A 25,320-nucleotide genomic window follows, 5' to 3' on the forward strand; every position below is an offset into this window, starting at 1 on the left:
TTTCATAAGGTGGACGCCCAACGGATCGAATTAAGAATAGATGTCTGAAGTGAAGTTGAAGGTGCCCATCCCAATAGTTCACGGGCCAACCTACTGGAGGCATAGCCACCAACAATATCACCCGGACGGCGCTCAGCCCTGTTTACGACCAAATCAGATTTAGTGGCGCTCATGAACGCTGACACAAACTCCTGAACCGTAACGCCCCGCTGGGAGCCCAGATTGATGACCGGCATCTCAAACTGATTCAATGGCACCGCTAAGCTATTGTTGTCAAAGGCGAGTGCGGCCAGCACGTGGGCGGCTGCGAGGTCTGCGACGTCCACAAAGTCCCGAACAGTAGAGCCATCTCGGGTATTCCAGTCAGTTCCGTTGATTTGAAACGGCTGCCTCAATGTGGCGCATTGGATCAGAGAATTTAATAGGCTGCTTTTGTTGCTGCCTCTGAAGCCCGTTCTGAATGTGTGATCACTGCCAATGGGGTTGAAATATCGGAAGATGAGAAACTGAAAGTCCTTGGTGTTAGAGATATCTTTGAGCGCCAGTTCAAGAAAGTACTTGGATCTGGCATATGGGCTCATCGGGGTAGGGGGGGCATGCTCATCGAAACTATGCGCATTGTCTGCACTATAAAGCGCTGCCGTTCCGCTTAGAATTAACTTTTTTACGCCAAGGTCAAGCAGGTGGCTAACCATGCTTATCGACTTTGAAAAATTGTTTTCATAATAAATACTTGGGTGTGAAATCGACTCTGCTACGTCAATTTTGGCAGCGCAATGAATGACCAAGGATAGGTCAGGGTGGGCGCCGATGATTTGTGTCAAAAGATGTTTGTCAGCAATGTCCCCTTGATAGTATGAGAATTTATTATAGGTTTCATTAGCAGGGAGGGCTTGCTCATCAAGAATAACCGGCTGATGCCCGGCATCGGCGAGTGCCAAGCAGATAGTGCTACCAATGTAGCCGGCGCCACCAGTAATGAGAATTTTCATTTGATATTCCTGAATAAATCTAAAAAGGTGCATGTCGCAGTTGTCAGCTGATCTTGCGGGCATGCAAAATTAAACCTGATCCAACCGGGAGAACCGAACTCTTCACCGTTGGATACTGCAATTCCTGCTTGCAGAAGCTTGTCGAAAACATGGCCGTCGGTCTCGCGGGTATCAATCCAGGCGAGGTAGGTCGCTTCTGAAGGCTTATACTTAAGGGACGTATGGCGTAATGTAGTGTGGAGGACTTTTTGGTTGCTCTTGAGCTGTTGCAGAAGTGCTTGGAGCCAATCTGAACAATTGAAGTAAGCACTTTCAAGCGCCACAAGCCCCAATGCGTTTATGCCCGAGGCATAAAATGTCTGGGTTTCTTTAAACTTATCGCGAATTTTTGGGCATGGGATAACAGCGTAGGCGATGGATATACCGGCTAAGTTAAAGGTTTTGCTTGGGGATAAAAGGGTAATGGATTTATTCTCCAATCCTTTTATCGAGCCCGCTGGTAGATGGCGGCGCTGCCCCAGAATTATATCTGCGTGAGCTTCATCGGAGATGACGATTGTGTCAAGGTCTTTAATGCTCAACGCTAGGCTTTCAAGCTCCTCTTGAATTGAAACAATGCCAGTCGGGTTAGTAGGGTTGCATAGAACAATTGCAGACGGATTGGTCTGTTTTATATGACGTAGATCGCTAAGGGTAAAAGGCCTGCCGTTATCGGTCAACTCAATTGTGTAAGGTGTTAAATGAAAACCCTTGCTTAAATTAAGCAGTTTGTTGTAATTGGGTGACTGTAGCATGACAGTTCCCTGAGGACACGTGCTTTTGATAGCTGTCCTGACACCCGATATCGTATTCGGAACTATAACTATCCATTCTTTCTGTATGCTCCAATCATACTGATTTTTGCACCAGTGCTGGATAGACTCGTAAACGGAATACGGGATGTTAGGATAAGAGAAGTGTCCCTCTTCAATCCTTTTTCTGACAGCGGAAATTATGGCGTCTGGCGTTGCAAAAGCCATATCCGCTACCCAGTGAGGTTGTGCTTCAGGATACTTGGCTAGTGCTAGTGTGTTTTCCGCTTGGCGAGTGATCGGGCGTAATTCCGTCACTGGAAAAACTCACTCATTGCGGTGAAGTCTAGATCGTCATAACACCTACTTTGATCCGCCTCTAAAATAGAAAGTAGGCATCGAGATAAATCCAACCTATAACCGCTAAATTCATCTAGGGCGTACTCTATATCTTTTTTTGCATACTTTAACTTGCAATGAATGTCCTGATGGTTTCGTGCCAGGCTTTGGTTGAGCTTTTGTCGGACGATTGAATTCATCCAGAAGTCATCATGTGAGGTTATTATTTTTACGGCCAATTCGCTTTGGGGCAGTGTCTCCATCAGGTGTAGCATTTGGCCAAGAAGTCCAAGCGTAGTCAGTCCCCAAAGGTTATAGAATAATTTGAATTGTGTTGCTGTGCTGATAAGGTCGAACGTGTAAATTTTCGAAGAAGTAGCTTTGAGGAATGGGTCATGTTGAGTGTCTGCGCTTTCCGAGTGCACGAAATAGATCAGGCTACCTTTCAATGCTCCCGTTTTGCTGCCTGTAAAAGGAGCTTCAATAAAAGTCAACTGCTCATCATTAAAGGAGTTGCCTATTTGCGCGATGGCGCTGCAGGTGAGTGTTGAAAGTTCAATGAATATTGTCTGGAAGGCCTGGTTGGTCAGAGCAGCTGATAAGATATTGTTCCAGACTTTTGTGGCAATTTCTGCGCTGGGAAGGCAAGAAACTACATAGTCATATTCTGAGAAATCAATTAAGTTCAATCTTGTCATTGTCCGAGAGAAGTAGTCAATTTTCCACTCGGTTTTGCTGAGATGTTCGGCCAAAGACGTAGTAATCAAACCTTTTCCAATAAAAAGGATATTATACATAGGTGCACCCATTGAGCGTAAATGAGTCTGATAACATGCCGAGCTTGTACGTCGTGATGGGTGATATTCCCAGAGTTTTCAGAACGGGAAGTTCAGCGGCTATCGAGGTGCATCGTAGAGTCGGCGTACATGTGTAGTCACTGATATCCAGTGTTGACAGGCCTTTTACCTCTACATCAGGTGTGCGATAGTTTCGAAAGGTGAGGTGCGGAAGCAGTAAGATATCTTCAATCTCGTCATGTGTGGACTTTAAGCTTATAAAGTTTTTAGTATTTTTCCACTCAAATTGACTAAAATTGTTTTTGGTTTCTACGGTGCCAATGTCTTTCAAATAGCCCAGTAAGGCTCCGCGTGCAATGGAGTGCGGTGCGTCGACAACAGCAAGTACCGGGAAGTAATAGCGAACGGAGTTTAATGTAATCGCGATTTTTAAAATGGCTTCATGGCTTGTAATAAAATCATCTTCGGTAAAGCAAGTTGACCGCATTCTGGAAATGGTCAGAAGTACAGTGTTTCCAATTACAGCATCATTCGGCAAGAACTGTAGCGCTTGCGCGAGTGCAGGCTTTGGAACCCTCGAAGAAAATTCCGCTTCAAACTGAATGTGGAGGTTTTCACATTGAAACTTCCAAGGCGCTATCATTATTTATCTCTCCACTTGGCTATTAGTCGAGCTGACATTGATCTGTCCCTAGCGGTCACCGGCGCAAGCGTGTGAATTAGAGGGGGTTAGATGATTGAGTACGCAGAAAAAAAGCAACGCCACGGCGCAGCATGTCGTGAAAACCAAAGGGGCTCCGCCATATTTATATAGTAGAGGGCCTGCGAAGTAACCGATGGTGATTCCGATGAAAGTGTACAGTCCACGGGTACCATTTGCTTTAGCTGTCAAGCCATGTGGGATTGTGCGCTGAAATTGGTTGTGGGATCTCAGAAACATAATTTGAAAAGACACGCCAACGACAAAGGCAAGGGCAATTATCACGACATCTGACGTAGTGTAAATAAAAGCCAGTTCAGCGATAGCTATGGTAATTATTAAAAGGCCATATCGGTTGAATTGGCCGGCGAAGAAACGCTCGAAAATACTATTGGCAATAATTAGGCCTATAACTTGTGAGAGTAAAATGTTTGAGTAAAGTTGTATTGGGTTTGCCGATATGCTTTGACAGTATTTGAGCAAGGTGCTGAGAAAAAGGCCGGACAATAACATGCCTATAAATATAAAATGATGGGCTGATGTAAGCATTTGAGAAGCGATGCGGTCTGACTTTATTGATGTTAAGTCTTTGGGGCGGGGCGGGATCGATGACGTGCAACTGCTTAAAATTATGGAACTTACAAGTAGGCCAAAAGCGAGGTGCAAATAGTTGTCAGTAGCCGTTACTGCGAGGAGTATGGGCGCCAGAGCCATCGCTAAAGTTATCGATAGCTGCATGCGAGTGTGGGCTTGGGAAAGTTTGGATTTATCTACTTCGTGGTTTATGGCTGAAAGTCGGCGAAAATTTATTATACGCAGTATGGCGCCGATATTGAATGTCAGAAGGCAGCCCCACAAAAGTGCTTGGTTTTGATTGAATAGAAAAAATGATAAAGATGCAACTATCGTAAATAAGCCTATCAGGCAGAGAAAACGTCTTTGGTCATAGTTGTCAATTGATGGTGCTATGGCCAAACCTACAAAAACAGTAGAGGCGGACATGGCGCTTAAAAATAAAGACATTTCAAATTCCGACAGACTCAAATGGTTTACAATGAGCGGTATCGATGCCTGTGTGAATCGTTCTGTGAGCGATATAACAAAGCATAGAAGTATGATGATTTGGTTTTTAGTACGCCTCACTGCCTTTCCTTTTAATTGTGTCCGGAGCTGAAGTTTTCGCAGGGATTGCACCGTCCTCGAGTATGCAGAGAGTTGGCTGCCTGTTAAACAGTGCTCACGTCAAACAAGTCAGCGTTCTGTAAAGACACCAGACCATTGTTGGATTGAACCGGGATTTAATATAAGGTTGATCAAATATTTGATTAAACATCGAAGTGCTTGCCAACACCGAGGCAACCTCTCCTTGGCTGTAACGTTGGTAAGCATCAACTTTTGATCGGGTGTATTTGATTTCCTTGTAGGCGTCCAGGTCGGTTATCAGTGAGCACGTCGAAGGATGGAGTGCAATCGAATCATAAGATTTGTGCAGTAACCCCATGGGTAATGTTTTTTCAAACCATACACTTTGGAGTTCAAAAGAATCTAAATACTCAAAGTGAAAGTCCACCCATGAAAATTGTTTTCCGTCACGGTCTTCTCTAAAACCCGCAGGTACCAATAATCCAGTTCTAAATTTTTTCGCATGCTCAATTGCAGCATGAAAGGTAGAGTGAAGTGAGACAGTAGATCCAACGCGCGCAGCTTGGATGTGTGAGTCGGTTCCGACAGGGCCAAGGGTCGCTATTATATCTATCATTCAATTGGCCTTTAAAAATAAGCTTTCTGCTCTGCTCAGCTTGTTGTTTTCGACGAACACGGCTTCGATTATTTTGTCGGCATTCTGATTTTTATCTGAGAAGTAGAGAGCCGTTGAGTCAAGGGAAACTGCACTTTCAGTAATGAGCGAGCACTGTGAAACTAGGTTTTCTAAGTGCTGTGCGGCAGACTGCAACAGATCGTCTGGAAGTTCTCTGTTGATAATGTTCTTCACAAGCGTGGCATTTATTTTGGGGAAGTTGTAAAGTTTAAGTTCATGTTCGAATACGAAACTGCGTTTTTCTAAGTTTTCAGAAAGATAAAGTAGTTTTAAGCAGGTAATGCAAATTTTGCTATAAAGTCTACGCTCGATCTGTGTTTTTGAATTATTCAATTGGGCTTTATAATACGCCAAAGGCTGCGTCTGGTAGGCCAGGAACTCAGCTGTGCGGAATCCGGCAAAGTCAGGTCTGCTTAAAAAAAGACCATTTTTCCCAAGCCAATCAGGCTCCATGCAAAGAACCGCGTTCGAGGGGGATTTTAGAGCTTCACTGCTCATTAATATGAGCGAGCTTCCTTGCTCGCAGAGGCATTTGCAGAGCAGGGTTTGCTGTATATCTTTAGGGGCTACGAGGCAAAGTACATCAATGTCCGATACGTAGTCGTACCGAGATGTATTCTTGCGTACCTCCCCTCTGGCTGTTGAGCCCGTTACTGCAAGTGTGTAAGCGATTCCCATACTTGTTAGGGTCGCTAAAAAGTCTGTTTCCTTGATAGAGACCATGAATTAATATCCGTATTTTTGAAAATCCATTTATCGTCACTTCACACTTCATGAATTAGCCAAAGGCGCCGATTACCATGCTGTTAAACATTGCATAGGCCGACTGTACTTCACTTATGTATTGAGTTTTCGGGGCGTCGAGTGGTGTGATATTTGTCGAGATGACATCGATTTTATTTGTTTGTGGATTTTGGCGATAGCTTACTGTCACCGAAATGGCGTAATGAGTGGCGCAGAGGCTGAAGCAAACATTCATGTATTCTGGTGTCATAGGAGGCAACTTATTGAATAGCGAGTACACCGCCAGGGCACAGACCCGTGCTTGACACGTGGCCGCAAATGCCGATTTTGGCAAGCTGTGAGCATCTGCGGCATCACCAATGACGTGAACGTTCGGGATCTTCAATGATTCAAATGTCTGCGTATTTACCGGGCACCAGCCGTTATCGCCAGTCAGGCCGTTTGCATCAGTGAAAAGATCGGCTTTTTGTCTGGGAATAATATTGATGACGTCTCCTTTGAATATGCCGGCTTGGCAAACAAGCTCTCGAGTGTCCGCCCTCAGTTCTGTAACCGTTCCACCTTGTTGTGCGCCAATCCAAGTAATAATACTTTTCGCGGTGCCATATCCATATAACTGCTTCCAGGCCAATTCGAACTGTGCTTGCTTGGGAAATCTCTCTTTGGAGTCAAGGAAGATAATTTTCGAGTTTGGTTTGTGCGCTTTCAGGTATTCCGCAATCTGACTCACCCGTTCATACGGGCCCGGCGGGCACCTGTACTCTGTGTTAGGGGAAGACATCAGAACCGTGCCGCCGTTTGGCATTTCATCCAGTTGGTTCTTTAGGTTACTCAACTGTTCTTTGCCTTTCCATGCATGTGGAAAGACATCGGCGAGCGCTTTGCTATAACCTTTTATATATTCAAAATCAAAGCTGATACCAGCAGCGACGATGCATCTGTCGTACCGGTAGGTGGACTGCTCTGTTTCTACTACTCGTTTAGCGGAATCAATTGTCAGCGCGCGCTCATGTACGACGTTTATTCCTTCGGATATAAGTTTTGTATAGTCAAACGTTAATGTCTCTTCACTACGTTTTCCTACTAGGTACTCTGCGCTGAGGGGGCCCGAGAAGTATTCCGGATACTCCTCAATCAACGTTATTGCAGTATTGGGCATTAGTCGTTTTAACGTGCGAGCGAATGTGGCACCTGCAAACCCACCACCTACTACGACAACGTTAAAAGTTTTTGTATGTGCAATCTTTGTCGAGGGGCCTGCCACCGCATCCAATGCAGCTATTCCGGCACCTGTGATCAGCCATTTAAGAAGGGTTCGTCGATCATCTATCATTGTATTTTCCGAATTCGCGCATTCTACATAGTGCGTGCTTGTCTAGGCCAAGCTTACATAACGCTAATCGGGTTAAAGGCCGGTTTAAGCATTCTTGATTGAACAAGGCAGCGAATCTTTATATGGGGAAAAGAAGAGGAGCTTATCTGACGACATCTGCAAAGTAAGATTGCGAGTTTTGCAAGTATACTTTAGGGATGTTCAGGTCGCCGTATTTTTCCGAATGCTTGCCCACATAAGCGCCCCTGTTTTCTTTTGGGCCAAATGCTTGGTAGGTTTTTTCGTAGGTCGCTTTATCTTTGAGGATTGTGATATGAATTAACGGCTCACCTAATTTTGTCGGAATGAGGTTGATGGACTCAGTCGTTTTCTTGTCGCGACTGCCGTGCGCTGAAAAATTCGCGGCTTGCTCTTTTGTAAAAGATTCAAGGAATTCTTTTTCCATGCCTGTAGGGGGAGTGAACACTATGACCACAGCTTTTTGAGGCGCTAAGTTTTCCAGACTATTTTCGGCGATGGTTTGAGTGGCACCGAGGCTGAGTGCGATTGATATTAAAGACAGCGTCATGCGTCGTTTCATGAAATTCCCTTTCCGCGTTCTTGCATTATTCGATGGTGATGTGCGGCCTAATTAAATTGCTTTGTCTTAATCATTGCAAAATTTTTAGGCTGGTCGCTAGTTAAAGCTAACGCGTTTATGGTCGGCAAGTTTTAAGGTGTTTCAGAATGTGTATCTGTGCAAATTCATTTTGTGTGTATAGATCTGGTGATCATTTGCGGTGACTATCAATGCGTATAATTCGCTATTGATACACTTCTGGCCGACGCTTCTGTGGTGGTTGCTGCCCTTGACGTTATGAGATTTGGCACGATAAATTAAACATTGTTTATATGGAGCGTCTTGTTTTGGTCGTGCGCTGTTGTTTAGACTGCAGTTCGTGTTTTGGTTTTATAATCGGCTCGATTTTCTGGTTTTTGTTTTGTGCGATTGATATAGGGGGTTGTTCAGGCAGGTATGACGTTTGCTTGGTGAGGTCTTGATAGTTTAATCACTGTACAAGGATGTAATAGATTGATATTCAACAGCAGATTAATGATTTTGCCGTTTTTTCTTTGTGCCAATACAATAGTGGCAGATGAAAATTTCGCCGGTGTCATGACGAGTAATGGTTGCGTTAACTGTCATGGGTTTGAAGGGCGAGGCGGGGTGGCTGGTAATATTCCCCCATTGCAAGGGCGCTCGAAAGAGTTTCTTCGTACTACGATGCAAGGTTACAAGCAAAAGGTCTTGTCCGGTACGGTGATGAACCGAATCATGAAAGATATTGATGACGAGAAAATTGAAATGTTGGCAGAGTACTTCAGTGAAATAAAATAAATTATCAGCCTGGTTGAGTAGTTTGTTTAAGCTTATCCGATCAAGTTATATCTGCACCCATAAGCCCTTTTCGTCCTCCCTGCTGGGCAGGACGATTAGACTTTGACCAACACAAGGGCCGGAGACACATTCTCCGGTTTCTATCAGGAACAGCGCACCGTGGGTGGCACACTGGATTAAACTGGTACTTTGGTCTAGAAAATGGTCGGGCTTCCATTCCAGTGGCACGCGGCGATGTGGGCAGCGATTGACGTAAAAGTAGGCGGTACCCTCCCGGCGCACCCCAAACAGCTTTTGGCCATCTATATCGAAGCCGAGGCTGGCGTTTTGCGCGAGCACATCGGATGGGCAAACGAACCTCATAGTTATCCTCTGGTACGACCGCTCGGCCTTTGCCTTAAAGCTGCTCGCCCCTAAGCGTGCCGCTTGACCTTAAATGCAAACAATTATCAAATGTATGCGTTGGCGTTAGTCATTCTACGTTTCACCGTGACGGGTATGACTCAATTGCCACGTTGTCGAGCGAATCATCCGCACTGCCATTAAGGAAACCCTGTTATGCGCCTAAGCGCCAGCGCTATTGCACTTGTCGTGGGATTGCTGCTCAACCCTTTGGCGCAGGCTGGGCAAGTGCCTCTACGCTTGGTGAGCGTGGGCGGCGCATTGTCCGAGTGGGTCGTAGCTCTGGGGGCTGAATCCAAATTAGTGGGTGTCGACACCACCAGCCAGCATCCGGAGTCGCTCAAGGCGTTGCCGAGTATCGGGTACCAGCGGCAGCTGTCGGCTGAAGGCATTCTCAGCCTGCGCCCGCAGATCCTCGTCGGTACCGAGGAGATGGGGCCGCCGCCCGTATTGGCGCAACTGCGTGGTGCTGGTGTGAGGGTGGAGTTGTTTTCCGCCGAGCCGGATCTCCTGGCTTTGCAGGCCAATTTGAAGCGCTTGGGCAACTTGTTAGGCAGCGAAGCCAAGGCTACGTTGCTGTTTGCAGATTTCCAACAGCAGTTGGATCGTCAGAAATCCTGGGTGGCCAAGGCGCAAACCGCAGTGAGTGCACCTGGGGTGCTGCTGCTGCTCGGACATTCGGGCGGTAAACTGCTTATCGCGGGCAAACATACAGCGGCCGATTGGATATTGCAGCATGCCGGTGGCAACAATTTGGCTACGCATACCGGCTACAAGCCATTTTCGGTGGAGTCCTTGGCAGGATTGAGCCCTGACGTCTTGGTGTTTGCCGACCGCGCATTGACCGGTGAGGAGGCGCAAGCAGCATTATTCAAAGAGAATCCAATCCTGAGATCGACCCCGGCGGCCATGCATGGACGAGTGATCGAACTGGATCCGACATTGTTGGTGGGCGGTTTGGGGCCGCGTTTGCCGCATAGTCTGATGTTGCTATCCGCAGGATTCTATCCTGCCCAGGCCGAACCAGCTCCATGACTGTATTAGTCAAGCCCCGTGCTTTATTTATCCTTCTTGGTTTGCTGTGTGTAGTGGCGTTCTGGTTGTCTTTGGCGCTTGGGCCGGTCAGCTTGCCTTTGATGGATACGTTGAGGGCGGCATTGCGTCTGCTCGGCTTGCCCATCGATGGGCAAGGTCTGGAACAGGCTGAATTGATCCTCGGGCAAATTCGTTTGCCGCGTACGCTTCTTGGTCTCGCCGTGGGCGGCGTGTTGGCGCTGTCGGGTGTCGCCATGCAAGGGCTGTTTCGTAATCCGCTGGCCGATCCTGGCTTGGTCGGAGTCTCCAGTGGCGCTGCACTGGGCGCGGCGATCGCGATTGTCGGGAGTGCTTTTTTCGGCTCGTTGCCCGAGGCTCTCGGACCTTATTTACTGTCGCTTTTTGCGTTTCTTGGTGGTTTGGGAGTGACCGCTATTGTCTACCGCCTGGGGCGGCGCAACGGTCAAACAAACGTCGCAACAATGCTGTTGGCAGGTATCGCGTTGACTGCCTTGGCCACTGCGACAGTGGGGCTGTTTACCTACCTGGCGGATGACGCCACCTTGCGCACCTTGACGTTCTGGAACTTGGGCAGTCTCAATGGCGCGAGCTATTCACGGTTGTGGCCGGTGCTGTTGGTGAGTGTCGGTGTCGCGCTGTGGTTGCCGCGCCGGGCGAAAGCATTGAATGCATTATTGCTGGGTGAGTCAGAGGCCAGTCACCTTGGGGTTGATGTTGAAAGGCTCAAGCGCGAATTGGTGTTCTGCACCGCGCTGGGTGTGGGCTCTGCGGTAGCGGCGGCGGGGATGATTGGTTTTGTCGGCCTGGTAGTGCCGCATCTGGTGCGGTTGCTGGCGGGCCCGGACCATCGGGTGTTGTTGCCGGCCTCGGTACTGGCAGGCGCAAGTTTGCTGCTGTTTGCGGACTTGGTGGCGCGCCTGGCCCTGGCACCTGCAGAGCTGCCGATCGGCATCGTGACCGCGTTCATTGGCGCACCGTTCTTTTTATATCTGTTGTTGCGGGGGCGCGCCTGATGCTACGTGTGGAAGGGTTGCAGATTCGGCGCGGGCGCAAGGTGGTGCTGACGGATATCACGCTGGATCTTTTGCCGGGTGAAGTGCTCGGTGTGCTGGGGCCCAACGGCGCCGGTAAAAGTACCTTGCTCGGTGCGTTGTGCGGGGAGCTGCATCCGGACCAAGGCAGCGTCTGGCTGGCTGAGCAGGCGTTGACGCATTGGAGTGGCCCACAGCGTGCGCAGCGTTTGGCAGTGTTACCGCAGACGTCGAGCCTGGACTTCGCTTTCCGTGTCGAAGAGGTCGTCGGCATGGGGCGCTTGCCCCATCAGACCGGACGGGTGCGCGATGATGAAATCATCGCCGCAGCCTTGCACGCGGCGGACGTCGGGCATTTGAGTGGTCGCAGCTATTTGGCGTTGTCCGGCGGCGAGCGTCAACGTGTGCACCTGGCACGAGTGCTGGCGCAGTTATGGCCGGGCGAAGCGGGTCAAACCTTGCTGCTGGATGAGCCGACATCGATGCTGGACCCTCTGCATCAACACACGACGCTGCAGGCCATCCGCCGCTTTGCCGATCGAGGGGCGGCCGTATTGGTGATTCTGCACGATCTGAACCTGGCGGCTCGCTACTGCGATCGTATCCTGTTGCTGGAAAACGGCTGCCCACAGGCCTTGGACACGCCATCAAACGTGTTGCGGCCGGAATTGCTCAAGGCTGTGTTTGGCTTGGATGTGCTGGTTCAGCCGCATCCGGAGCTTGGGCATCCGTTGATAATTGCGCGCTGAAAGCAGCTTCTCACAGGCGGCTTTTATCAGGCAAAAAAAGACCCGGCAAGAGCCGGGTCAAATAACCGTGATTAGCCTGATGAGGAGATAATCTGAGAGTCCGAACCAAGGGTCTTTCAGTTATCGGCTGATCTCGCGACCAGTTGTGATAATCATAACGATTCTCATTTGTGAGTCAACAGTTGTTTTGGCTGCCTATCGAATTTTCTCAAACAGCTGTTTGGAACGCTTGTAAACCTTGGGGTTTGTGGCCGATCTAATTTTTCTGGCGCGCTGAAATCGCATCCAACTGACGGTTCAACGCTTCCTTGCGCTCCGCGGGGATGTCGTTCCAGTGCACATCCATCAATGCACCTTCGATTGCATACAGCAGTACTTTCGAGGCCCGGAAGCCACGAGTCCGCACGGCGCGGTAGGCATCAACCGCTCCCAGGCGGCGCAAATCCGACGCACTGTGGATACCCACTGCATGCAGCCATTGCGCGGAGGTCTTGCCGAGGTTTTTCAGGTGTTGCAGCTCATCGTTCATCAAGCCTCCTTGCGACGGCCGAATGGTGCGGTGGGTATCGTGACCAGGCAAGCCTGAAAGGAGTGTAGCGCTCAGTAGGAAAAGCGTAGTTCATTGGGCAGAAACGGCTGAAAAGCTATAAGAGTGACGAACACGCTTCAGCCACAAGCAGGCGAGGACTACCGGCGCGCTTGAGGGCGTGCCGGGGGGGGGAGGGGGGCAGGCGCTGTTACTTGGTGCGGTAGCGCAGCCGGGTGCCGAAGTTGACGGACATCAGGATTTCATCAGCGGTCAATTCGGCTGGAAAGTAGGTGCCGGAGATCTGCGCATGCGCCAGGCTGGCACCTTCCAGCGAGCAGTCGCGTAGATCCAGGCCGCGCAGGTCGGCCGAGCGGAAGTAGGCATCGGTGAAGTCCACGTCGGTGGCGTTCAGGTCGCGCAGGTCCAGCCCTCGGAAGTCGCCACCGCGCAGGTTGATGACACCCTCTTTGGGGCGCTCCTGGTTAAAGCCGCGGATATCGTCTTTATGCAGGAGAGCGAAGAGCGGAGTATCAAGAAGCTTGGGCTGACTCATGATGGCGACTCCGATTAGATTTATATTGCCATTATAGTGCCACTATTGCTTGGCCGTGCACCGTAGGTCGGTGACACGACCAAGAAATATTTCTTACAGGCCGGGCAGGCGCTGGCGAATGTGCGCCACGAGTGCGTCGAGCGTTCCGCTCTCATTGGTTTCTACGCGTTTGCTCAGGAGCAGTTCTTCGGCAGTCAGCGGTTCGCGGTGGGCTTGCTGTTCTTCAATAACGCTGAGTGTTGCGTCAGACGGGTCGTTTTTATCTGCCTGACGTTGCGCCAACCAGTTGGCGATAACGGCCTGTGGTGCATTGCAGTCCAGAATCAGGAAAGGCGCGCCCGTGGCTTCGGCTATCTTGGCGGCTGCGTCACGCTGTTCTCGCTTCAGGAAAGTGGCATCGAGCACCACCGGGAAGCCCGCGCGCAATATAGTGTTGGCGATTTCGTTCAGGCGCGCGTAAGTCGCAGCACTGGCGTCCTGGCTATAGATTCCGGCCTGCGGCGTGTTTTCAATCTGCTGCTCACCAAACAGGCGCTTGCGCTCGACGTCCGAACGCAGGCGCACGGCACCCAGGGCTTCAACAAGACGCATGGCGACGTGGCTTTTGCCGACGGCCGAAACGCCATGGGTAATTGCCAGGAAGCGCGACGGAATAGTGCTGTAGCTTTCCGCCAGGTTGGCGTAGTTACGGTACTGGCGCAGGGTGGTAGCGCGTTGCACCGGGTCGGCTTCGCTCGGCATGCTGAACAGCGCAACCTTGGCGCGTACCAGGGCCCGGTAGGCTTTGTAGAAGTTCAGGACTTCAAGGCCCTGATAATCGCCGGTCAATTCCAGATACTGGCTGATAAAACGTCGGGCCAGGGATTTGAGGCCGCGGTCTTCCAGGTCCATGGCCAGGAAGCCGGTGTCGGCGTACACATCGGTGAAGCGGAACGGTTCATTGAATTCGATGCAGTCGAAGATCACCACGTTGCCATCGATCAAGGTGGCGTTGCCCAGGTGGATGTCACCGTGGCATTCGCGGGTGAAGCCATCAAGCTTGCGTTGTGCCAGCAATGGTTTGAGGCGTTCGAAGCTGCTTTCGGCCCAGGCTTGCAGCGCTTGCAGTTGAACCAGGTCGGCCTTGTCACTGAGGAACGGGCGGATCTGTTCGAAGTTTTGGCGTACCGGTGCCATTACCTCATCCGGGGTGCCGGCAGGGTGGTCTTGCGGTACTTTCGGCGCGTTGAGGTGGAAGTGCGCGATTTGCCGGGCCATTTCATCGATGTGCGCGCTGGTCAGCTCGCCGTTCGCCTGCAACGTGCTGAGCATCTGGCTTTGCGGGAATTGGCGCATTTTCAGCGCGTATTCGATCACCGGGCCGTCGCCGCCGATTTGCGGGGCGTCAGCGGTACCGGTGATAGGCAACACTTCAAGATACAAATCTTTGGTCAGACGCTGGTTGAGGCGCAGTTCTTCACGACAGAAGTGGCCGCGATCAGCCAGGTTGGTGAAATCCAGAAAACCGAAGTTCATCGGTTTCTTCAGCTTATAAGCATAAGCGCCGGTCAGTATCACCCAGGAAATATGGGTCTCGATGACTTGAAACGCTTCAACCGGGTGAGGGTATAAAGCCGGGTTTTGCAGGGCAGCGATCAGGGACTGGCTCACGGGCGATCCTTCAAAGTCTGGGAGAAATCATGGCAGGCATTATGGCGGCTACAGCCGGTCGTGCAAACCGCTGTCCGGCTCATGTTGATCATCAATAAAGTGCGTATAATCCGCCGCCATGACTCGAACCCGATCTCCCCGTTCCCGTAAAAAACCTCCTTCCCGCGGCCTGCGTCCCTGGTTGGGCTGGGCGCTCAAGCTCAGCCTGGTAGGCCTTGTGGTGCTTGCCGGCTTCGCGGTGTACCTCGACGCTGTGGTTCAGGAGAAGTTCTCCGGCAAGCGCTGGACCATCCCGGCCAAGGTATACGCTCGCCCGCTGGAGTTGTTCACCGGCCAGAAGCTGAGCAAGGATGACTTCCTCACTGAGCTCGATGCGCTGGGCTATCGTCGCGAACCCGTAAGCAATGGCCCGGGTGCGGCTGCCGTCAGTGGCAATACCGTCGACTTGAATACCCGTGGCTTCCAGTTCTATGAGGGCCTGGAAAAAGCCCAGCCGGTGCGCGTGCGCTTCTCCGGCGATTATGTGGCCGAGCTTTCGTCGCTCAATGGCTCGAAACTGCCTGTAGTCCGCCTGGAACCGCTGTTGATCGGCGGTATTTACCCGAAAAACCTTGAAGATCGCATCCTGATCAAGCTCGATCAGGTGCCACCGTATCTGCTGGAAACCCTGGTTGCGGTAGAAGACCGCGACTTCTACAGCCACTGGGGCGTGTCGCCCAAGTCGATTGCCCGTGCCATCTGGGTCAACACGTCCGGCGGCAAGATGACTCAGGGCGGCAGTACGCTCACGCAACAATTGGTCAAGAACTTCTACCTGACCAACGAGCGCAGCCTGACCCGCAAACTCACCGAAGCCATGATGGCGATGTTGCTGGAGCTGCACTACAGCAAGCAGGAAATCCTTGAGGCGTACCTCAACGAAGTATTCGTCGGCCAGGATGGTCAGCGTGCTGTGCACGGGTTTGGCTTGGCCAGCCAGTTCTTCTTTGGCCAGCCGTTGTCCGAATTGAAGCTGCATCAAGTCGCGTTGCTGGTGGGGATGGTCAAAGGGCCTTCCTATTACAACCCGCGTCGTAACCCGGAGCGCGCCCTTGAGCGCCGCAACCTGGTGCTCGATGTGTTGGAACAGCAGGGCGTCGCTACCGCCGAGCAGGTGGCTGCGGCGAAGAAAATGCCACTGGGTGTGACTACTCGCGGCAAGCTTGCCGACAGTTCCTTCCCAGGCTTTATCGACCTGGTCAAACGCCAATTGCGTGAAGATTACCGCGACGAAGACTTGACCGAAGAAGGCTTGCGGATTTTCACCAGTTTCGACCCGATTCTGCAGATGAAGGCCGAAGCGTCCGTCAATGACACCTTCAAGCGCCTGACCGGTCGCAAGGGCTCGGATGAAGTGGAAGCGGCCATGGTTGTGACCAACCCGGAAACCGGTGAAGTCCAGGCCATGATCGGCAGTCGCCAAGCCAGTTTCGCCGGTTTCAACCGTGCGCTGGATGCCGTGCGGCCGATCGGTTCGCTGGTCAAGCCTGCGGTCTACCTGACGGCCTTGGAGAAACCAAGCAAATACACCCTGACCAGTTGGCTGTCGGATGAACCGCTGTCGGTCAAGGGTGCCGATGGCCAGGTATGGACGCCGCAGAACTTCGATCGCCGCTCCCACGGCACGGTGTTCCTGTATCAAGGCCTGGCGCATTCCTACAACATTTCCACCTCGCGCCTCGGGCTTGAAGTGGGCGTGCCGAACGTGCTGAAAACCTTGGGGCGCCTGGGCATCAACCGTGAGTTCCCGGCGTTCCCATCGATGCTGCTGGGCGCCGGTGCGATGACCCCGATGGAAGTGGCCACGATGTACCAGACCCTCGCCAACGGGGGGTTCAATACGCCGATGCGCGGCATTCGCAGCGTACTGACCGCCGACGGTGAGCCGCTCAAACGTTATCCGTTCCAGATCCAGCAGCGTTTCGACGCGGGCTCCATCTACCTGATTCAGAACGCCATGCAGCGCGTAATGCGTGAAGGTACGGGGCGCTCGGTCTATAGCGTGTTGCCGTCCAACCTGACGCTGGCGGGCAAGACCGGCACCAGTAACGACTCTCGCGACAGCTGGTTCGCTGGCTTCGGCCAGGATGTGCTGGCGGTGGTGTGGCTGGGCCGAGATGACAACGGCAAAACGCCGTTCACCGGTGCCACTGGTGCATTGCAGGTCTGGACCAGTTTCATGCGCAAGGCCGACCCGCTGCCGTTGAACATGCCGCAGCCGGACAATATCGTGCAGGCATGGATTGATCCGCACACCGGCCAGGGTTCCGATGCCAACTGTCCGGGTGCGGTACAGATGCCGTATATTCGCGGCAGCGAGCCACCACCTGGCGCCGCGTGCGGTGGCAGTGCGCCTGCTGATGCGGAGTCGGTGATGGATTGGGTCAAGGGCTGGATGAATTAAGCAAAGAGGGTTTCAAGTGAACAAGTGGTGGATTCCAGCTATTACAGCTCTGGCTTTGCTCAACGGTTGCTCCAGTGTGCAACGTGGCTCCATTCCCGTAGTGGATTCGAGCACGACCGTTTCCAATAACGACCGGATTTCGGCCAACGGCGGTTTCCGCCAGACTGTCGTCAAGCGTCCTGCCCAGGCCCCTCAAGCCGTGCCGCAGGATTCGGGCGTGGTCGTCATGGTGCCGGGTGCCGGAGCCGCTACCTCGGCGCCGATCAGTGCCGAGCCGTGGACGCCAGGGCCGAGCACTTCGGGCCCAGTGGATTCGACGCCGATCCAGGCCGCACCGATCAACCAGGGCACCTACAACATGCCGCCTTCGACGCCGAGCGGCATTCCATCGTCGAATGCCGGCGGCCTGTCGGCTGACGAGCAACTGGACGGGCCGGTATTGGCTTTGCTGACCACCGCCCAGCAACAGCAGGCCGGTGGTGACCTGAACGGCGCATCGTCGAGCCTTGAGCGTGCCCAACGTGTTGCACCTCGCGAGCCGCAAGTGCTGTATCGACTCGCCCAGGTGCGTTTGGCCCAGGGGGATGCACCGCAAGCCGAACAGTTCGCACGTCGCGGCCTGACTCTGGCCAACGGTCGCCCTGACCTGCAGGCCAACTTGTGGGCTTTGATTGGTGATGCGCGTGCGGCGCAAGGTGATGCCGCCGGTGCCGCCCAAGCGCGGCAGAAAGCCAAGGTCAGCCTCTGATGGATGCACGTTTTCCCGCGATTGCCGAACAGCTGCTGCTGATTGAGCGCGAGTTGCGTGTGCAGGGCTGGTGGGACGAAGTGCCCCCCAGCGCCGAGGCGCTTGGCAGCACGGAGCCCTTTTCGGTCGATACCCTGGATTTTCATCAGTGGCTGCAATGGATCTTCCTGGTGCGCATGAAGCAGATTCTCGAGCAGGATCTGCCGCTGCCCAACGCGTCGGGAATCCTGGAGATGGCCGAGATGGTCTACGCCGATCGGCCGTCGGAGAGCCTTGGCTTGCGTGATGCGCTGAAAAAGTTCGACCAACTGATCGTCGACGCTCGTTAATTGCCTGTCTGCCGGTTTTTCCGGCAGTCTTGCGCATATTTCTACCGCTTGACGACATTCAGGCGAGTTTTATCCCTCCTCAAACCCCTTTCTTCTACGTTCTCGTGCGCTTAGTTGGAAAAAAGCGCAATTATTGCTTGACTTGAAGGGGCTGAAACAGAAGAATCCAAAGTCCGCTGTATCGGGACTGCCAGAAGCAGGCCCGCTCGGCAGATCATGAGGCGCATATCCGCGCCGACCTGTAACACCCGCAACGCGTTACCTCGCGCTGGGTGGGAAAAGCCCGCAACACTTGGGACGATCCCAATACTTGCTCAGTCAGTGCTGACGTAGTCGGCGACCACCGTCGCTCATGCTCTGTTGAGAAGTAAACCTATTAAGACCCGTCGGTTTTCAACGGACGGTATTCTGGCGTTTTAGAGGTGAACAACGTGGAGCTTTTATCTGGTGGTGAGATGCTCGTCCGCTTTTTGCGTGACGAAGGCGTCGACTATATCTACGGGTACCCAGGTGGTGCTCTGCTGCATGTTTACGACGCACTGTTCAAGGAACCGGCTGTTACCCACATCCTGGTTCGCCACGAACAGGCCGCGACCCATATGGCTGACGGTTACGCCCGTGCCACCGGTAAAGCCGGCGTGGTACTGGTAACGTCCGGCCCAGGCGCAACCAATGCCATTACCGGCATCGCGACTGCCTATATGGACTCCATCCCGATGGTGATCATTTCCGGCCAGGTGCCAAGCACCATGGTGGGTACCGATGCATTCCAGGAAACCGACATGATCGGTATCTCCCGGCCGATCGTGAAACACAGCTTCATGATCAAGCATCCGTCGGAAATCCCGGAAGTCATGAAGAAGGCCTTCTACCTCGCACAGTCCGGTCGCCCGGGCCCTGTGGTGGTCGATGTCCCGAAAGACATGACCAACCCGGCGGAAAAATTCGAATACGTCTTCCCGAAGAAAGCCAAGCTGCGTTCCTACAGCCCGGCCGTTCGTGGGCATTCGGGTCAAATCCGCAAGGCGGCAGAAATGCTCCTGGCGGCCAAGCGCCCTGTGTTGTACTCGGGCGGTGGCGTGATTTTGGGGGGCGGTTCAGCACCGCTCACCGAACTGGCCAAACTGCTTAACCTGCCGGTCACCAATACCCTGATGGGCCTTGGCGCATTTCCGGGGACGGACCGTCAGTTCGTCGGCATGCTCGGTATGCACGGCAGCTACACCGCCAACCTCACCATGCACCACGCCGATGTGATTCTGGCTGTAGGCGCACGGTTCGATGATCGAGTGATCAACGGCGCGAGCAAATTCTGCCCGAATGCCAAGATCATCCACATCGACATCGACCCGGCGTCCATTTCCAAGACCATCAAGGCCGATGTGCCGATCGTGGGGCCAGTGGAAAGCGTACTGACCGAAATGGTTGCCGCGCTCAAGGACATCGGCCAAGCGCCGAACAAAGAGTCCGTGGCCAGTTGGTGGAAACAGATCGACGAATGGCGCGGTGACCGCGGCCTGTTCCCTTACGACAAGGGTGACGGCAGCATCATCAAGCCACAAACCGTGATCGAGACCCTGTGCGAAGTGACCAAGGGCGACGCCTTTGTGACCTCCGACGTGGGCCAGCACCAGATGTTCGCCGCGCAATACTACAAGTTCGACAAGCCTAACCGCTGGATCAACTCCGGTGGCCTGGGCACGATGGGCTTTGGTTTCCCTGCCGCCATGGGTGTGAAACTGAGCTTCCCTGACACCGACGTCGCGTGCGTCACCGGTGAGGGCAGTATTCAGATGAATATCCAGGAGCTGTCGACATGCCTGCAGTACGGGCTGCCGGTGAAGATCGTGTGCCTGAACAACGGCGTGCTGGGCATGGTTCGTCAGTGGCAGGACATGAGTTACAACAGCCGTCACTCCCATTCCTACATGGAGTCGCTGCCAGATTTCGTCAAGTTGGTTGAAGCCTATGGCCACGTCGGCATTCGCATCACGGATTTGAAAGATCTGAAGCCGAAGATGGAAGAGGCGTTCGCCATGAAGGACCGCCTGGTGTTCATCGATATTCAGGTGGATACCAGCGAGCACGTCTACCCGATGCAGATCAAAGACGGCTCTATGCGCGACATGTGGTTGAACAAGACGGAGCGTACTTAATCATGCGGCATATTATCTCCCTGCTTTTGGAGAACGAACCCGGCGCTCTGTCTCGTGTTGTCGGCCTGTTTTCGCAACGTAACTACAACATCGAAAGCCTGACTGTGGCGCCAACCGAAGACCCGACCCTGTCGCGCCTGACGTTAACCACCGTGGGTCACGATGAGGTCATCGAACAGATCACCAAGAACCTCAACAAGCTGATCGAAGTGGTCAAGCTGGTCGACCTGTCGGAAAGTGCCCACATCGAGCGCGAGCTGATGCTGGTTAAAGTCAAGGCCACGGGTGCTCAACGTGCCGAGATCAAGCGCACCACCGACATTTATCGCGGGCAGATCGTCGATGTGAGTGCCAGCGTTTATACCGTTCAACTGACCGGTACGAGCGACAAGCTGGACAGCTTCATCCAGTCGATCGGGACGGCCTCGATTCTGGAAACGGTACGCAGTGGTGTCACCGGGATTGCCCGTGGCGACAAAGTACTCAGCATCTAACCCAAATTAGCGAATGGCCTTACGGCCTGGATATATAGAGGAACCTCATGAAAGTTTATTACGATAAAGATTGTGACCTGTCGATCATCCAGGGCAAGAAAGTCGCCATCATCGGCTACGGCTCCCAGGGTCATGCACAAGCCTGCAACCTGAAAGATTCCGGCGTTGACGTGACTGTCGGCCTGCGCAAAGGCTCGGCCACGGTTGCCAAGGCTGAAGCCCATGGCCTGAAAGTCACTGACGTGGCTTCCGCCGTAGCTGCTGCCGATGTGGTCATGATCCTGACCCCGGACGAGTTCCAGTCCACGCTGTACAAGAACGAAATCGAGCCGAACATCAAGAAGGGTGCCACCCTGGCCTTCTCCCACGGTTTTGCGATTCACTACAACCAGGTTGTGCCGCGCGCCGACCTCGATGTGATCATGATCGCACCGAAGGCCCCGGGTCACACCGTACGTTCCGAGTTCGTCAAAGGCGGTGGTATTCCTGACCTGATCGCGATCTACCAGGACGCGTCGGGCAACGCCAAGAACGTTGCACTGTCTTACGCTTCCGGCGTGGGCGGCGGCCGTACCGGCATCATCGAAACCACCTTCAAGGACGAGACCGAAACTGACCTGTTCGGCGAACAAGCCGTTCTGTGCGGCGGTACCGTTGAGTTGGTAAAAGCCGGTTTCGAAACCCTGGTTGAAGCTGGCTACGCGCCGGAAATGGCCTACTTCGAATGCCTGCACGAACTGAAGCTGATCGTTGACCTCATGTACGAAGGCGGTATCGCCAACATGAACTACTCGATCTCCAACAACGCCGAATACGGCGAGTACGTGACTGGCCCGGAAGTGATCAACGCCGAGTCCCGTCAGGCTATGCGCAACGCCCTGAAACGTATTCAGGACGGCGAATACGCCAAAATGTTCATCAGCGAAGGTGCAACCGGCTACCCTTCGATGACCGCCAAGCGTCGTAACAACGCCGCTCATGGTATCGAAGTCATCGGCGAGCAACTTCGCTCCATGATGCCGTGGATCGGTGCCAACAAGATCGTCGACAAAGCCAAAAACTAAGTCGTATGTATCAAGAGAAAACGCGGCCTAGGCCGCGTTTTTTCGTTTGGGAGGACGGGTTCTGGTATAAAGCTGCATCCTTTGCGTGCGAACACTCGCCGCAAGTACTTGTCGAATTTTTTTCACACCGTTGTAAGGTAAAGTCCATGAGCGAACGTCCCGAAGAGCCAAACCAGGCTTCTGACGCCGAAAGCCTGCTGCCGATCGATGAGCATGTCGAAGAAGGGCATGACGCGGAAGGCCGCAAGGTCCGGCATCGTGGTATCTATCTTCTGCCCAACCTGTTCACCACGGCGAACCTGTTTGCCGGGTTTTATTCCATCATCAATTCCATGAGTGCCCAAAGCGCCCTGGCGGCGGGGGATGCGGCGAGTGCCAGCAAGTATTTCGGCTTTGCTGCCATCGCGATTTTCGTCGCCATGGTGCTCGACGGCCTTGATGGTCGTGTAGCGCGCATGACCAATACTCAGAGCGCCTTCGGTGCAGAGTACGATTCGCTATCGGACATGGTTGCCTTTGGCGTTGCTCCGGCGTTGCTGGCATTTGCCTGGGCACTGGGTGATATGGGCAAGGTCGGCTGGATGGTTGCCTTCATCTATGTCGCGGGGGCTGCCTTGCGCCTGGCGCGTTTCAACACCCAGGTGGGAACGGCCGACAAGCGTTACTTCATTGGCTTGGCCAGCCCTGCTGCAGCGGGAGTGGTCGCGGGTATCGTGTGGGCATTCAGCGACTACGGCATCCAGGGTTCGAAAATGTCGTTCCTGGTCGCCTTGATGGTGGCTGCGGCCGGCATGCTGATGGTCAGCAACATCAAGTACAACAGCTTCAAGGAGTTCGACCTCAAGGGGCGGGTGCCTTTCGTGGCGATCCTGATAGTGGTGTTGGTGTTCGCCGTAGTTTTCAGCGATCCACCGCGCATTCTGCTGCTGGCCTTCCTGGTTTACGCGGCTTCGGGGCCGATTCAGTATTTACTGCATCTGCGTCGGGACAAAACGTTGCCTTAATGTAATTTCCCCCATACTCCGCAGTCTATTGGTGCATCAGTCCTCCAACACTGCGGAGTAGCCATGTTAATCAAACTTCCCAAAGCCTCCGATTGTCACGAATCGGATGTCACGCCTGAATCCTTCTACCTTTCTCGTCGTAGCTTGCTCGGTGGTGCGCTGGCCGGCATTGCCGCCACTGGTCTGCCGCGTTGGGCCAGTGCTGGTGATGCTTCGCGTTATGCTGATGTTGAGCCGGGCAAGGCGCCGGCCTGGTTTGCCGAAAAGCTGTCGGGAGCCAAATGGCAGGCGGTTACGGTAAAGGACGAGGCTATTACGCCGTTCAAGGATGCTACCCACTACAACAACTTTTATGAGTTCGGTACTGACAAGGGCGACCCGGCGGCGAACGCAGGCTCACTCAAGACCGAACCCTGGAGTGTGGTCATCGACGGCGAGGTGGCGAAGCCGGGGCGTTATGCCTTGGAAGATTTCATGAAACCTTATCAATTGGAGGAGCGGATCTACCGTTTGCGCTGTGTTGAAGCGTGGTCGATGGTTATTCCGTGGATCGGTTTTCCGATCTCTGCTTTGCTAAAGCAGGTTGAGCCGACATCAAATGCCAAGTACATCCGGTTTGAAACGCTTCAGGACCCTAAGAGTATGCCGGGTCAGCGGTCGAGTTTCGGATTGATCGATTGGCCTTATGTAGAAGGGCTGCGCCTGGATGAGGCGATGAATCCCTTGGCGATCCTTGCTGTGGGCATGTATGGGCGGGAGTTGCCTAACCAGAATGGCGCGCCATTGCGTTTGGTGGTGCCGTGGAAGTATGGCTTCAAGAGTGTGAAGTCCATTGTGCGGATCAGCTTGGTGAGCGAACAGCCTAAGACTACCTGGCAGAGTATTGCGGCCAACGAATATGGGTTCTACGCAAACGTGAACCCTACAGTCGATCACCCTCGCTGGACCCAGGCGCGGGAGCGGCGCTTGCCGAGCGGTTTGTTCAGCCCGAATGTGCGCGAAACGCAAATGTTCAATGGCTATTCGGATGAGGTCGCTTCTCTCTATACAGGTCTCGATTTGCGGAAGAACTATTGATGCGTTATCCCATCTGGCGCATTGGCGTTTTTATAGCGGCGGCGATATGGCCGTTTTACTGGCTGTATGAAGCATGGCGTTCTGTGCTGGGGCCTGATCCTGGGAAAGTGCTGATGGATCGGTTGGGGCTTGGGACGCTGATCTTGCTATTGATCACCTTGAGCATGACACCGCTGCAGAAGCTTAGCGGGTGGGCCGGGTGGATTGCGGTGCGGCGACAGTTGGGACTCTGGTGTTTTGCGTATGTGGTTCTGCACCTGGCGGCTTACTGCGTGTTTATCCTTGGGCTTGATTGGTCGCAATTGGGAGTGGAGCTGCGTAAGCGGCCTTACATTATTGTCGGTGCGCTGGGGTTCATTTCCTTGTTGGCGCTTGCGGTGACCTCAAACCGCTATAGCCAGCGCCGGTTGGGTAGCCGTTGGAAGAAGCTGCACCGTCTGGTGTATGTCATTCTGGGGCTCGGTTTGCTGCATATGTTGTGGATCGTGCGGGCTGATCTGAAGGAATGGGCTATCTATGCGTCTATAGGTGCTCTGCTTTTAATGTTGCGTTTGCCTCCAGTGATGCGCCGGATCCCTCGTCTTATTGCGAAAAAAGCCCCCTCTGCAACAAAAACGTAATTATTGCTTGACGGCGAATTGTATCTGTCTATAATTCGCCCCACTTCCGGCGCAGTCGAAACTGAAAACTCCTTGTTAAACAAGAAGTTACGAAGATTCAGGCAGCGAAAGGCTTCAATTCATCGAAGCCCAGAAGGAGTTGATAGGGCGGTGTTGTTTGGCTCTATCAACGGTTCGATCTTCTCGGTCGAAAGCGGAGAAAAAGAGGTGTTGACAGCAGCGTGTAACGCTGTAGAATTCGCCTCCCGCTAACGAGAGATCGTAAGCGCAAGTGGTTGAAGTTATTGAAGAAATCTTCGAAAGCTTCTGAAAATAATCACTTGACAGCAAATGAGGCTGCTGTAGAATGCGCGCCTCGGTTGAGACGAAAGACTTAACCAGCCGCTCTTTAACAACTGAATCAAGCAATTCGTGTGGGTGCTTGTGGAGTCAGACTGATAGTCAACAAGATTATCAGCATCACAAGTTACTCCGCGAGAAATCAAAGATGTAACCAACGATTGCTGAGCCAAGTTTAGGGTT

The 25,320-nt window shown here is 53.0% G+C and carries 26 protein-coding genes; 13 read left to right on the forward strand and 13 right to left on the reverse strand.

What is annotated here, in order from left to right:
• Positions 1–2: 2 nt before the first annotated feature.
• The 9 genes from galE to ACQRBT_RS28140 form a co-directional block, all read right to left on the reverse strand.
• Complete coding sequence (gene galE, locus ACQRBT_RS28100) at positions 3–992, reverse strand: UDP-glucose 4-epimerase GalE (protein WP_161548365.1); 990 nt, start codon at positions 990–992, stop codon at positions 3–5.
• Complete coding sequence (locus ACQRBT_RS28105) at positions 989–2,101, reverse strand: MalY/PatB family protein (RefSeq protein WP_412047028.1); 1,113 nt, start codon at positions 2,099–2,101, stop codon at positions 989–991. The genes galE and ACQRBT_RS28105 overlap by 4 nt, the downstream gene beginning before the upstream one ends.
• Positions 2,098–2,919, reverse strand: a complete 822-nt coding sequence (locus ACQRBT_RS28110) for an NAD(P)-binding domain-containing protein (protein ID WP_412047027.1) — start codon at positions 2,917–2,919, stop codon at positions 2,098–2,100. The genes ACQRBT_RS28105 and ACQRBT_RS28110 overlap by 4 nt, the downstream gene beginning before the upstream one ends.
• Complete coding sequence (locus tag ACQRBT_RS28115) at positions 2,912–3,562, reverse strand: hypothetical protein (RefSeq protein ID WP_090365812.1); 651 nt, start codon at positions 3,560–3,562, stop codon at positions 2,912–2,914. The genes ACQRBT_RS28110 and ACQRBT_RS28115 overlap by 8 nt, the downstream gene beginning before the upstream one ends.
• A gap of 48 nt (positions 3,563–3,610) precedes the next feature.
• A complete protein-coding gene (locus ACQRBT_RS28120; RefSeq protein ID WP_427851691.1) occupies positions 3,611–4,813 on the reverse strand; it encodes an MFS transporter in 1,203 nt (400 codons plus the stop codon).
• A gap of 43 nt (positions 4,814–4,856) precedes the next feature.
• Positions 4,857–5,378, reverse strand: coding sequence for a hypothetical protein (locus tag ACQRBT_RS28125; protein WP_143038177.1), 522 nt, complete (start codon positions 5,376–5,378; stop codon positions 4,857–4,859).
• The gene (locus ACQRBT_RS28130) at positions 5,379–6,161 is read right to left on the reverse strand and encodes a hypothetical protein (RefSeq protein ID WP_412047026.1); all 783 of its coding nucleotides are present in this window, start codon (positions 6,159–6,161) and stop codon (positions 5,379–5,381) included.
• 55 nt (positions 6,162–6,216) lie between these two features.
• Positions 6,217–7,515, reverse strand: coding sequence for an FAD-dependent oxidoreductase (locus ACQRBT_RS28135; protein WP_090365815.1), 1,299 nt, complete (start codon positions 7,513–7,515; stop codon positions 6,217–6,219).
• A 142-nt stretch (positions 7,516–7,657) separates the two neighbouring features.
• Complete coding sequence (locus tag ACQRBT_RS28140; protein WP_161548360.1) at positions 7,658–8,095, reverse strand: hypothetical protein; 438 nt, start codon at positions 8,093–8,095, stop codon at positions 7,658–7,660.
• A gap of 492 nt (positions 8,096–8,587) precedes the next feature.
• Between ACQRBT_RS28140 and ACQRBT_RS28145 the strand changes: the two genes are divergently transcribed.
• Positions 8,588–8,893 carry a c-type cytochrome gene (locus tag ACQRBT_RS28145; protein WP_143038179.1) on the forward strand — a complete coding sequence of 102 codons (306 nt, stop codon included), beginning with the start codon at positions 8,588–8,590 and terminating at the stop codon, positions 8,891–8,893.
• A gap of 45 nt (positions 8,894–8,938) precedes the next feature.
• Here the strand turns inward: ACQRBT_RS28145 and ACQRBT_RS28150 are convergent, their stop codons facing one another.
• Entirely contained in the window at positions 8,939–9,256 is a 318-nt protein-coding gene (locus tag ACQRBT_RS28150) for a Rieske (2Fe-2S) protein (protein ID WP_090365820.1), read from the reverse strand.
• A gap of 195 nt (positions 9,257–9,451) precedes the next feature.
• Here ACQRBT_RS28150 and ACQRBT_RS28155 point away from each other — a divergent pair, with 195 nt between their 5' ends.
• Genes ACQRBT_RS28155 through ACQRBT_RS28165 form a run of 3 tightly spaced genes read left to right on the forward strand, consistent with a single transcriptional unit; the run spans position 9,452 to position 12,131 of the window.
• Complete coding sequence (locus ACQRBT_RS28155; protein WP_090365822.1) at positions 9,452–10,330, forward strand: heme/hemin ABC transporter substrate-binding protein; 879 nt, start codon at positions 9,452–9,454, stop codon at positions 10,328–10,330.
• On the forward strand, positions 10,327–11,364 hold the full coding sequence (locus ACQRBT_RS28160; RefSeq protein ID WP_161548359.1) for a FecCD family ABC transporter permease: 1,038 nt from the start codon (positions 10,327–10,329) through the stop codon (positions 11,362–11,364). The genes ACQRBT_RS28155 and ACQRBT_RS28160 overlap by 4 nt, the downstream gene beginning before the upstream one ends.
• Before the next feature lie 44 nt (positions 11,365–11,408).
• Positions 11,409–12,131: a heme ABC transporter ATP-binding protein gene (locus ACQRBT_RS28165; protein ID WP_427851692.1), complete on the forward strand. Its 723-nt coding sequence runs from the start codon at positions 11,409–11,411 to the stop codon at positions 12,129–12,131.
• Positions 12,132–12,387: 256 nt separating this feature from the next.
• Here ACQRBT_RS28165 and ACQRBT_RS28170 read toward each other — a convergent pair whose 3' ends face one another.
• The 3 genes from ACQRBT_RS28170 to ACQRBT_RS28180 form a co-directional block, all read right to left on the reverse strand.
• Positions 12,388–12,660, reverse strand: coding sequence for a TfoX/Sxy family protein (locus ACQRBT_RS28170; RefSeq protein WP_010562703.1), 273 nt, complete (start codon positions 12,658–12,660; stop codon positions 12,388–12,390).
• 208 nt (positions 12,661–12,868) lie between these two features.
• Positions 12,869–13,213 carry a pentapeptide repeat-containing protein gene (locus ACQRBT_RS28175; RefSeq protein ID WP_161548357.1) on the reverse strand — a complete coding sequence of 115 codons (345 nt, stop codon included), beginning with the start codon at positions 13,211–13,213 and terminating at the stop codon, positions 12,869–12,871.
• A gap of 93 nt (positions 13,214–13,306) precedes the next feature.
• The gene (locus ACQRBT_RS28180) at positions 13,307–14,863 is read right to left on the reverse strand and encodes an AAA family ATPase (RefSeq protein WP_161548356.1); all 1,557 of its coding nucleotides are present in this window, start codon (positions 14,861–14,863) and stop codon (positions 13,307–13,309) included.
• A gap of 118 nt (positions 14,864–14,981) precedes the next feature.
• Here ACQRBT_RS28180 and mrcB point away from each other — a divergent pair, with 118 nt between their 5' ends.
• The 9 genes from mrcB to msrQ all read left to right on the forward strand — a co-directional run bounded on the left by mrcB (position 14,982) and on the right by msrQ (position 24,798).
• Entirely contained in the window at positions 14,982–17,306 is a 2,325-nt protein-coding gene (gene mrcB / locus ACQRBT_RS28185; RefSeq protein WP_104995984.1) for a penicillin-binding protein 1B, read from the forward strand.
• Positions 17,307–17,322: 16 nt separating this feature from the next.
• Positions 17,323–18,054, forward strand: a complete 732-nt coding sequence (locus tag ACQRBT_RS28190; protein WP_060752235.1) for a hypothetical protein — start codon at positions 17,323–17,325, stop codon at positions 18,052–18,054.
• The gene (locus ACQRBT_RS28195) at positions 18,054–18,383 is read left to right on the forward strand and encodes a YqcC family protein (protein ID WP_060752234.1); all 330 of its coding nucleotides are present in this window, start codon (positions 18,054–18,056) and stop codon (positions 18,381–18,383) included. Before ACQRBT_RS28190 ends, ACQRBT_RS28195 begins: the two co-directional genes overlap by 1 nt.
• Before the next feature lie 431 nt (positions 18,384–18,814).
• Entirely contained in the window at positions 18,815–20,539 is a 1,725-nt protein-coding gene (locus ACQRBT_RS28200; RefSeq protein WP_090365838.1) for an acetolactate synthase 3 large subunit, read from the forward strand.
• Between the two features lie 2 nt (positions 20,540–20,541).
• Positions 20,542–21,033: an acetolactate synthase small subunit gene (gene ilvN, locus ACQRBT_RS28205; protein WP_003176102.1), complete on the forward strand. Its 492-nt coding sequence runs from the start codon at positions 20,542–20,544 to the stop codon at positions 21,031–21,033.
• Positions 21,034–21,080: 47 nt separating this feature from the next.
• A complete protein-coding gene (gene ilvC / locus ACQRBT_RS28210; protein ID WP_060752233.1) occupies positions 21,081–22,097 on the forward strand; it encodes a ketol-acid reductoisomerase in 1,017 nt (338 codons plus the stop codon).
• A 146-nt stretch (positions 22,098–22,243) separates the two neighbouring features.
• Entirely contained in the window at positions 22,244–23,101 is an 858-nt protein-coding gene (gene pssA, locus ACQRBT_RS28215) for a CDP-diacylglycerol--serine O-phosphatidyltransferase (protein ID WP_060752232.1), read from the forward strand.
• Positions 23,102–23,164: 63 nt separating this feature from the next.
• Complete coding sequence (gene msrP, locus ACQRBT_RS28220) at positions 23,165–24,178, forward strand: protein-methionine-sulfoxide reductase catalytic subunit MsrP (protein WP_104995982.1); 1,014 nt, start codon at positions 23,165–23,167, stop codon at positions 24,176–24,178.
• Positions 24,178–24,798, forward strand: coding sequence for a protein-methionine-sulfoxide reductase heme-binding subunit MsrQ (gene msrQ, locus ACQRBT_RS28225; protein WP_244385082.1), 621 nt, complete (start codon positions 24,178–24,180; stop codon positions 24,796–24,798). The genes msrP and msrQ overlap by 1 nt, the downstream gene beginning before the upstream one ends.
• Positions 24,799–25,320 lie beyond the last annotated feature (522 nt).

It is taken from the genome of Pseudomonas sp. R19M (genome assembly GCF_050312585.1).
GTDB classification, from domain to species: domain Bacteria; phylum Pseudomonadota; class Gammaproteobacteria; order Pseudomonadales; family Pseudomonadaceae; genus Aquipseudomonas; species Aquipseudomonas palleroniana.

Excerpts from the sequence above, each read along its gene's own strand:
- galE (WP_161548365.1), bottom strand. The coding sequence starts at position 992 with ATGAAAATTCTCATTACTGGTGGCGCCGGCTACATTGGTAGCACTATC.
- ACQRBT_RS28110 (WP_412047027.1), bottom strand. The coding sequence starts at position 2,919 with ATGTATAATATCCTTTTTATTGGAAAAGGTTTGATTACTACGTCTTTG.
- ACQRBT_RS28115 (WP_090365812.1), bottom strand. The coding sequence starts at position 3,562 with ATGATAGCGCCTTGGAAGTTTCAATGTGAAAACCTCCACATTCAGTTT.
- ACQRBT_RS28125 (WP_143038177.1), bottom strand. The coding sequence starts at position 5,378 with ATGATAGATATAATAGCGACCCTTGGCCCTGTCGGAACCGACTCACAC.
- ACQRBT_RS28130 (WP_412047026.1), bottom strand. The coding sequence starts at position 6,161 with ATGGTCTCTATCAAGGAAACAGACTTTTTAGCGACCCTAACAAGTATG.
- ACQRBT_RS28135 (WP_090365815.1), bottom strand. The coding sequence starts at position 7,515 with ATGATAGATGATCGACGAACCCTTCTTAAATGGCTGATCACAGGTGCC.
- ACQRBT_RS28140 (WP_161548360.1), bottom strand. The coding sequence starts at position 8,095 with ATGAAACGACGCATGACGCTGTCTTTAATATCAATCGCACTCAGCCTC.
- ACQRBT_RS28150 (WP_090365820.1), bottom strand. The coding sequence starts at position 9,256 with ATGAGGTTCGTTTGCCCATCCGATGTGCTCGCGCAAAACGCCAGCCTC.
- ACQRBT_RS28155 (WP_090365822.1), top strand. The coding sequence starts at position 9,452 with ATGCGCCTAAGCGCCAGCGCTATTGCACTTGTCGTGGGATTGCTGCTC.
- ACQRBT_RS28160 (WP_161548359.1), top strand. The coding sequence starts at position 10,327 with ATGACTGTATTAGTCAAGCCCCGTGCTTTATTTATCCTTCTTGGTTTG.
- ACQRBT_RS28170 (WP_010562703.1), bottom strand. The coding sequence starts at position 12,660 with ATGAACGATGAGCTGCAACACCTGAAAAACCTCGGCAAGACCTCCGCG.
- ACQRBT_RS28175 (WP_161548357.1), bottom strand. The coding sequence starts at position 13,213 with ATGAGTCAGCCCAAGCTTCTTGATACTCCGCTCTTCGCTCTCCTGCAT.
- mrcB (WP_104995984.1), top strand. The coding sequence starts at position 14,982 with ATGACTCGAACCCGATCTCCCCGTTCCCGTAAAAAACCTCCTTCCCGC.
- ACQRBT_RS28195 (WP_060752234.1), top strand. The coding sequence starts at position 18,054 with ATGGATGCACGTTTTCCCGCGATTGCCGAACAGCTGCTGCTGATTGAG.
- ilvN (WP_003176102.1), top strand. The coding sequence starts at position 20,542 with ATGCGGCATATTATCTCCCTGCTTTTGGAGAACGAACCCGGCGCTCTG.
- ilvC (WP_060752233.1), top strand. The coding sequence starts at position 21,081 with ATGAAAGTTTATTACGATAAAGATTGTGACCTGTCGATCATCCAGGGC.
- pssA (WP_060752232.1), top strand. The coding sequence starts at position 22,244 with ATGAGCGAACGTCCCGAAGAGCCAAACCAGGCTTCTGACGCCGAAAGC.
- msrP (WP_104995982.1), top strand. The coding sequence starts at position 23,165 with ATGTTAATCAAACTTCCCAAAGCCTCCGATTGTCACGAATCGGATGTC.
- msrQ (WP_244385082.1), top strand. The coding sequence starts at position 24,178 with ATGCGTTATCCCATCTGGCGCATTGGCGTTTTTATAGCGGCGGCGATA.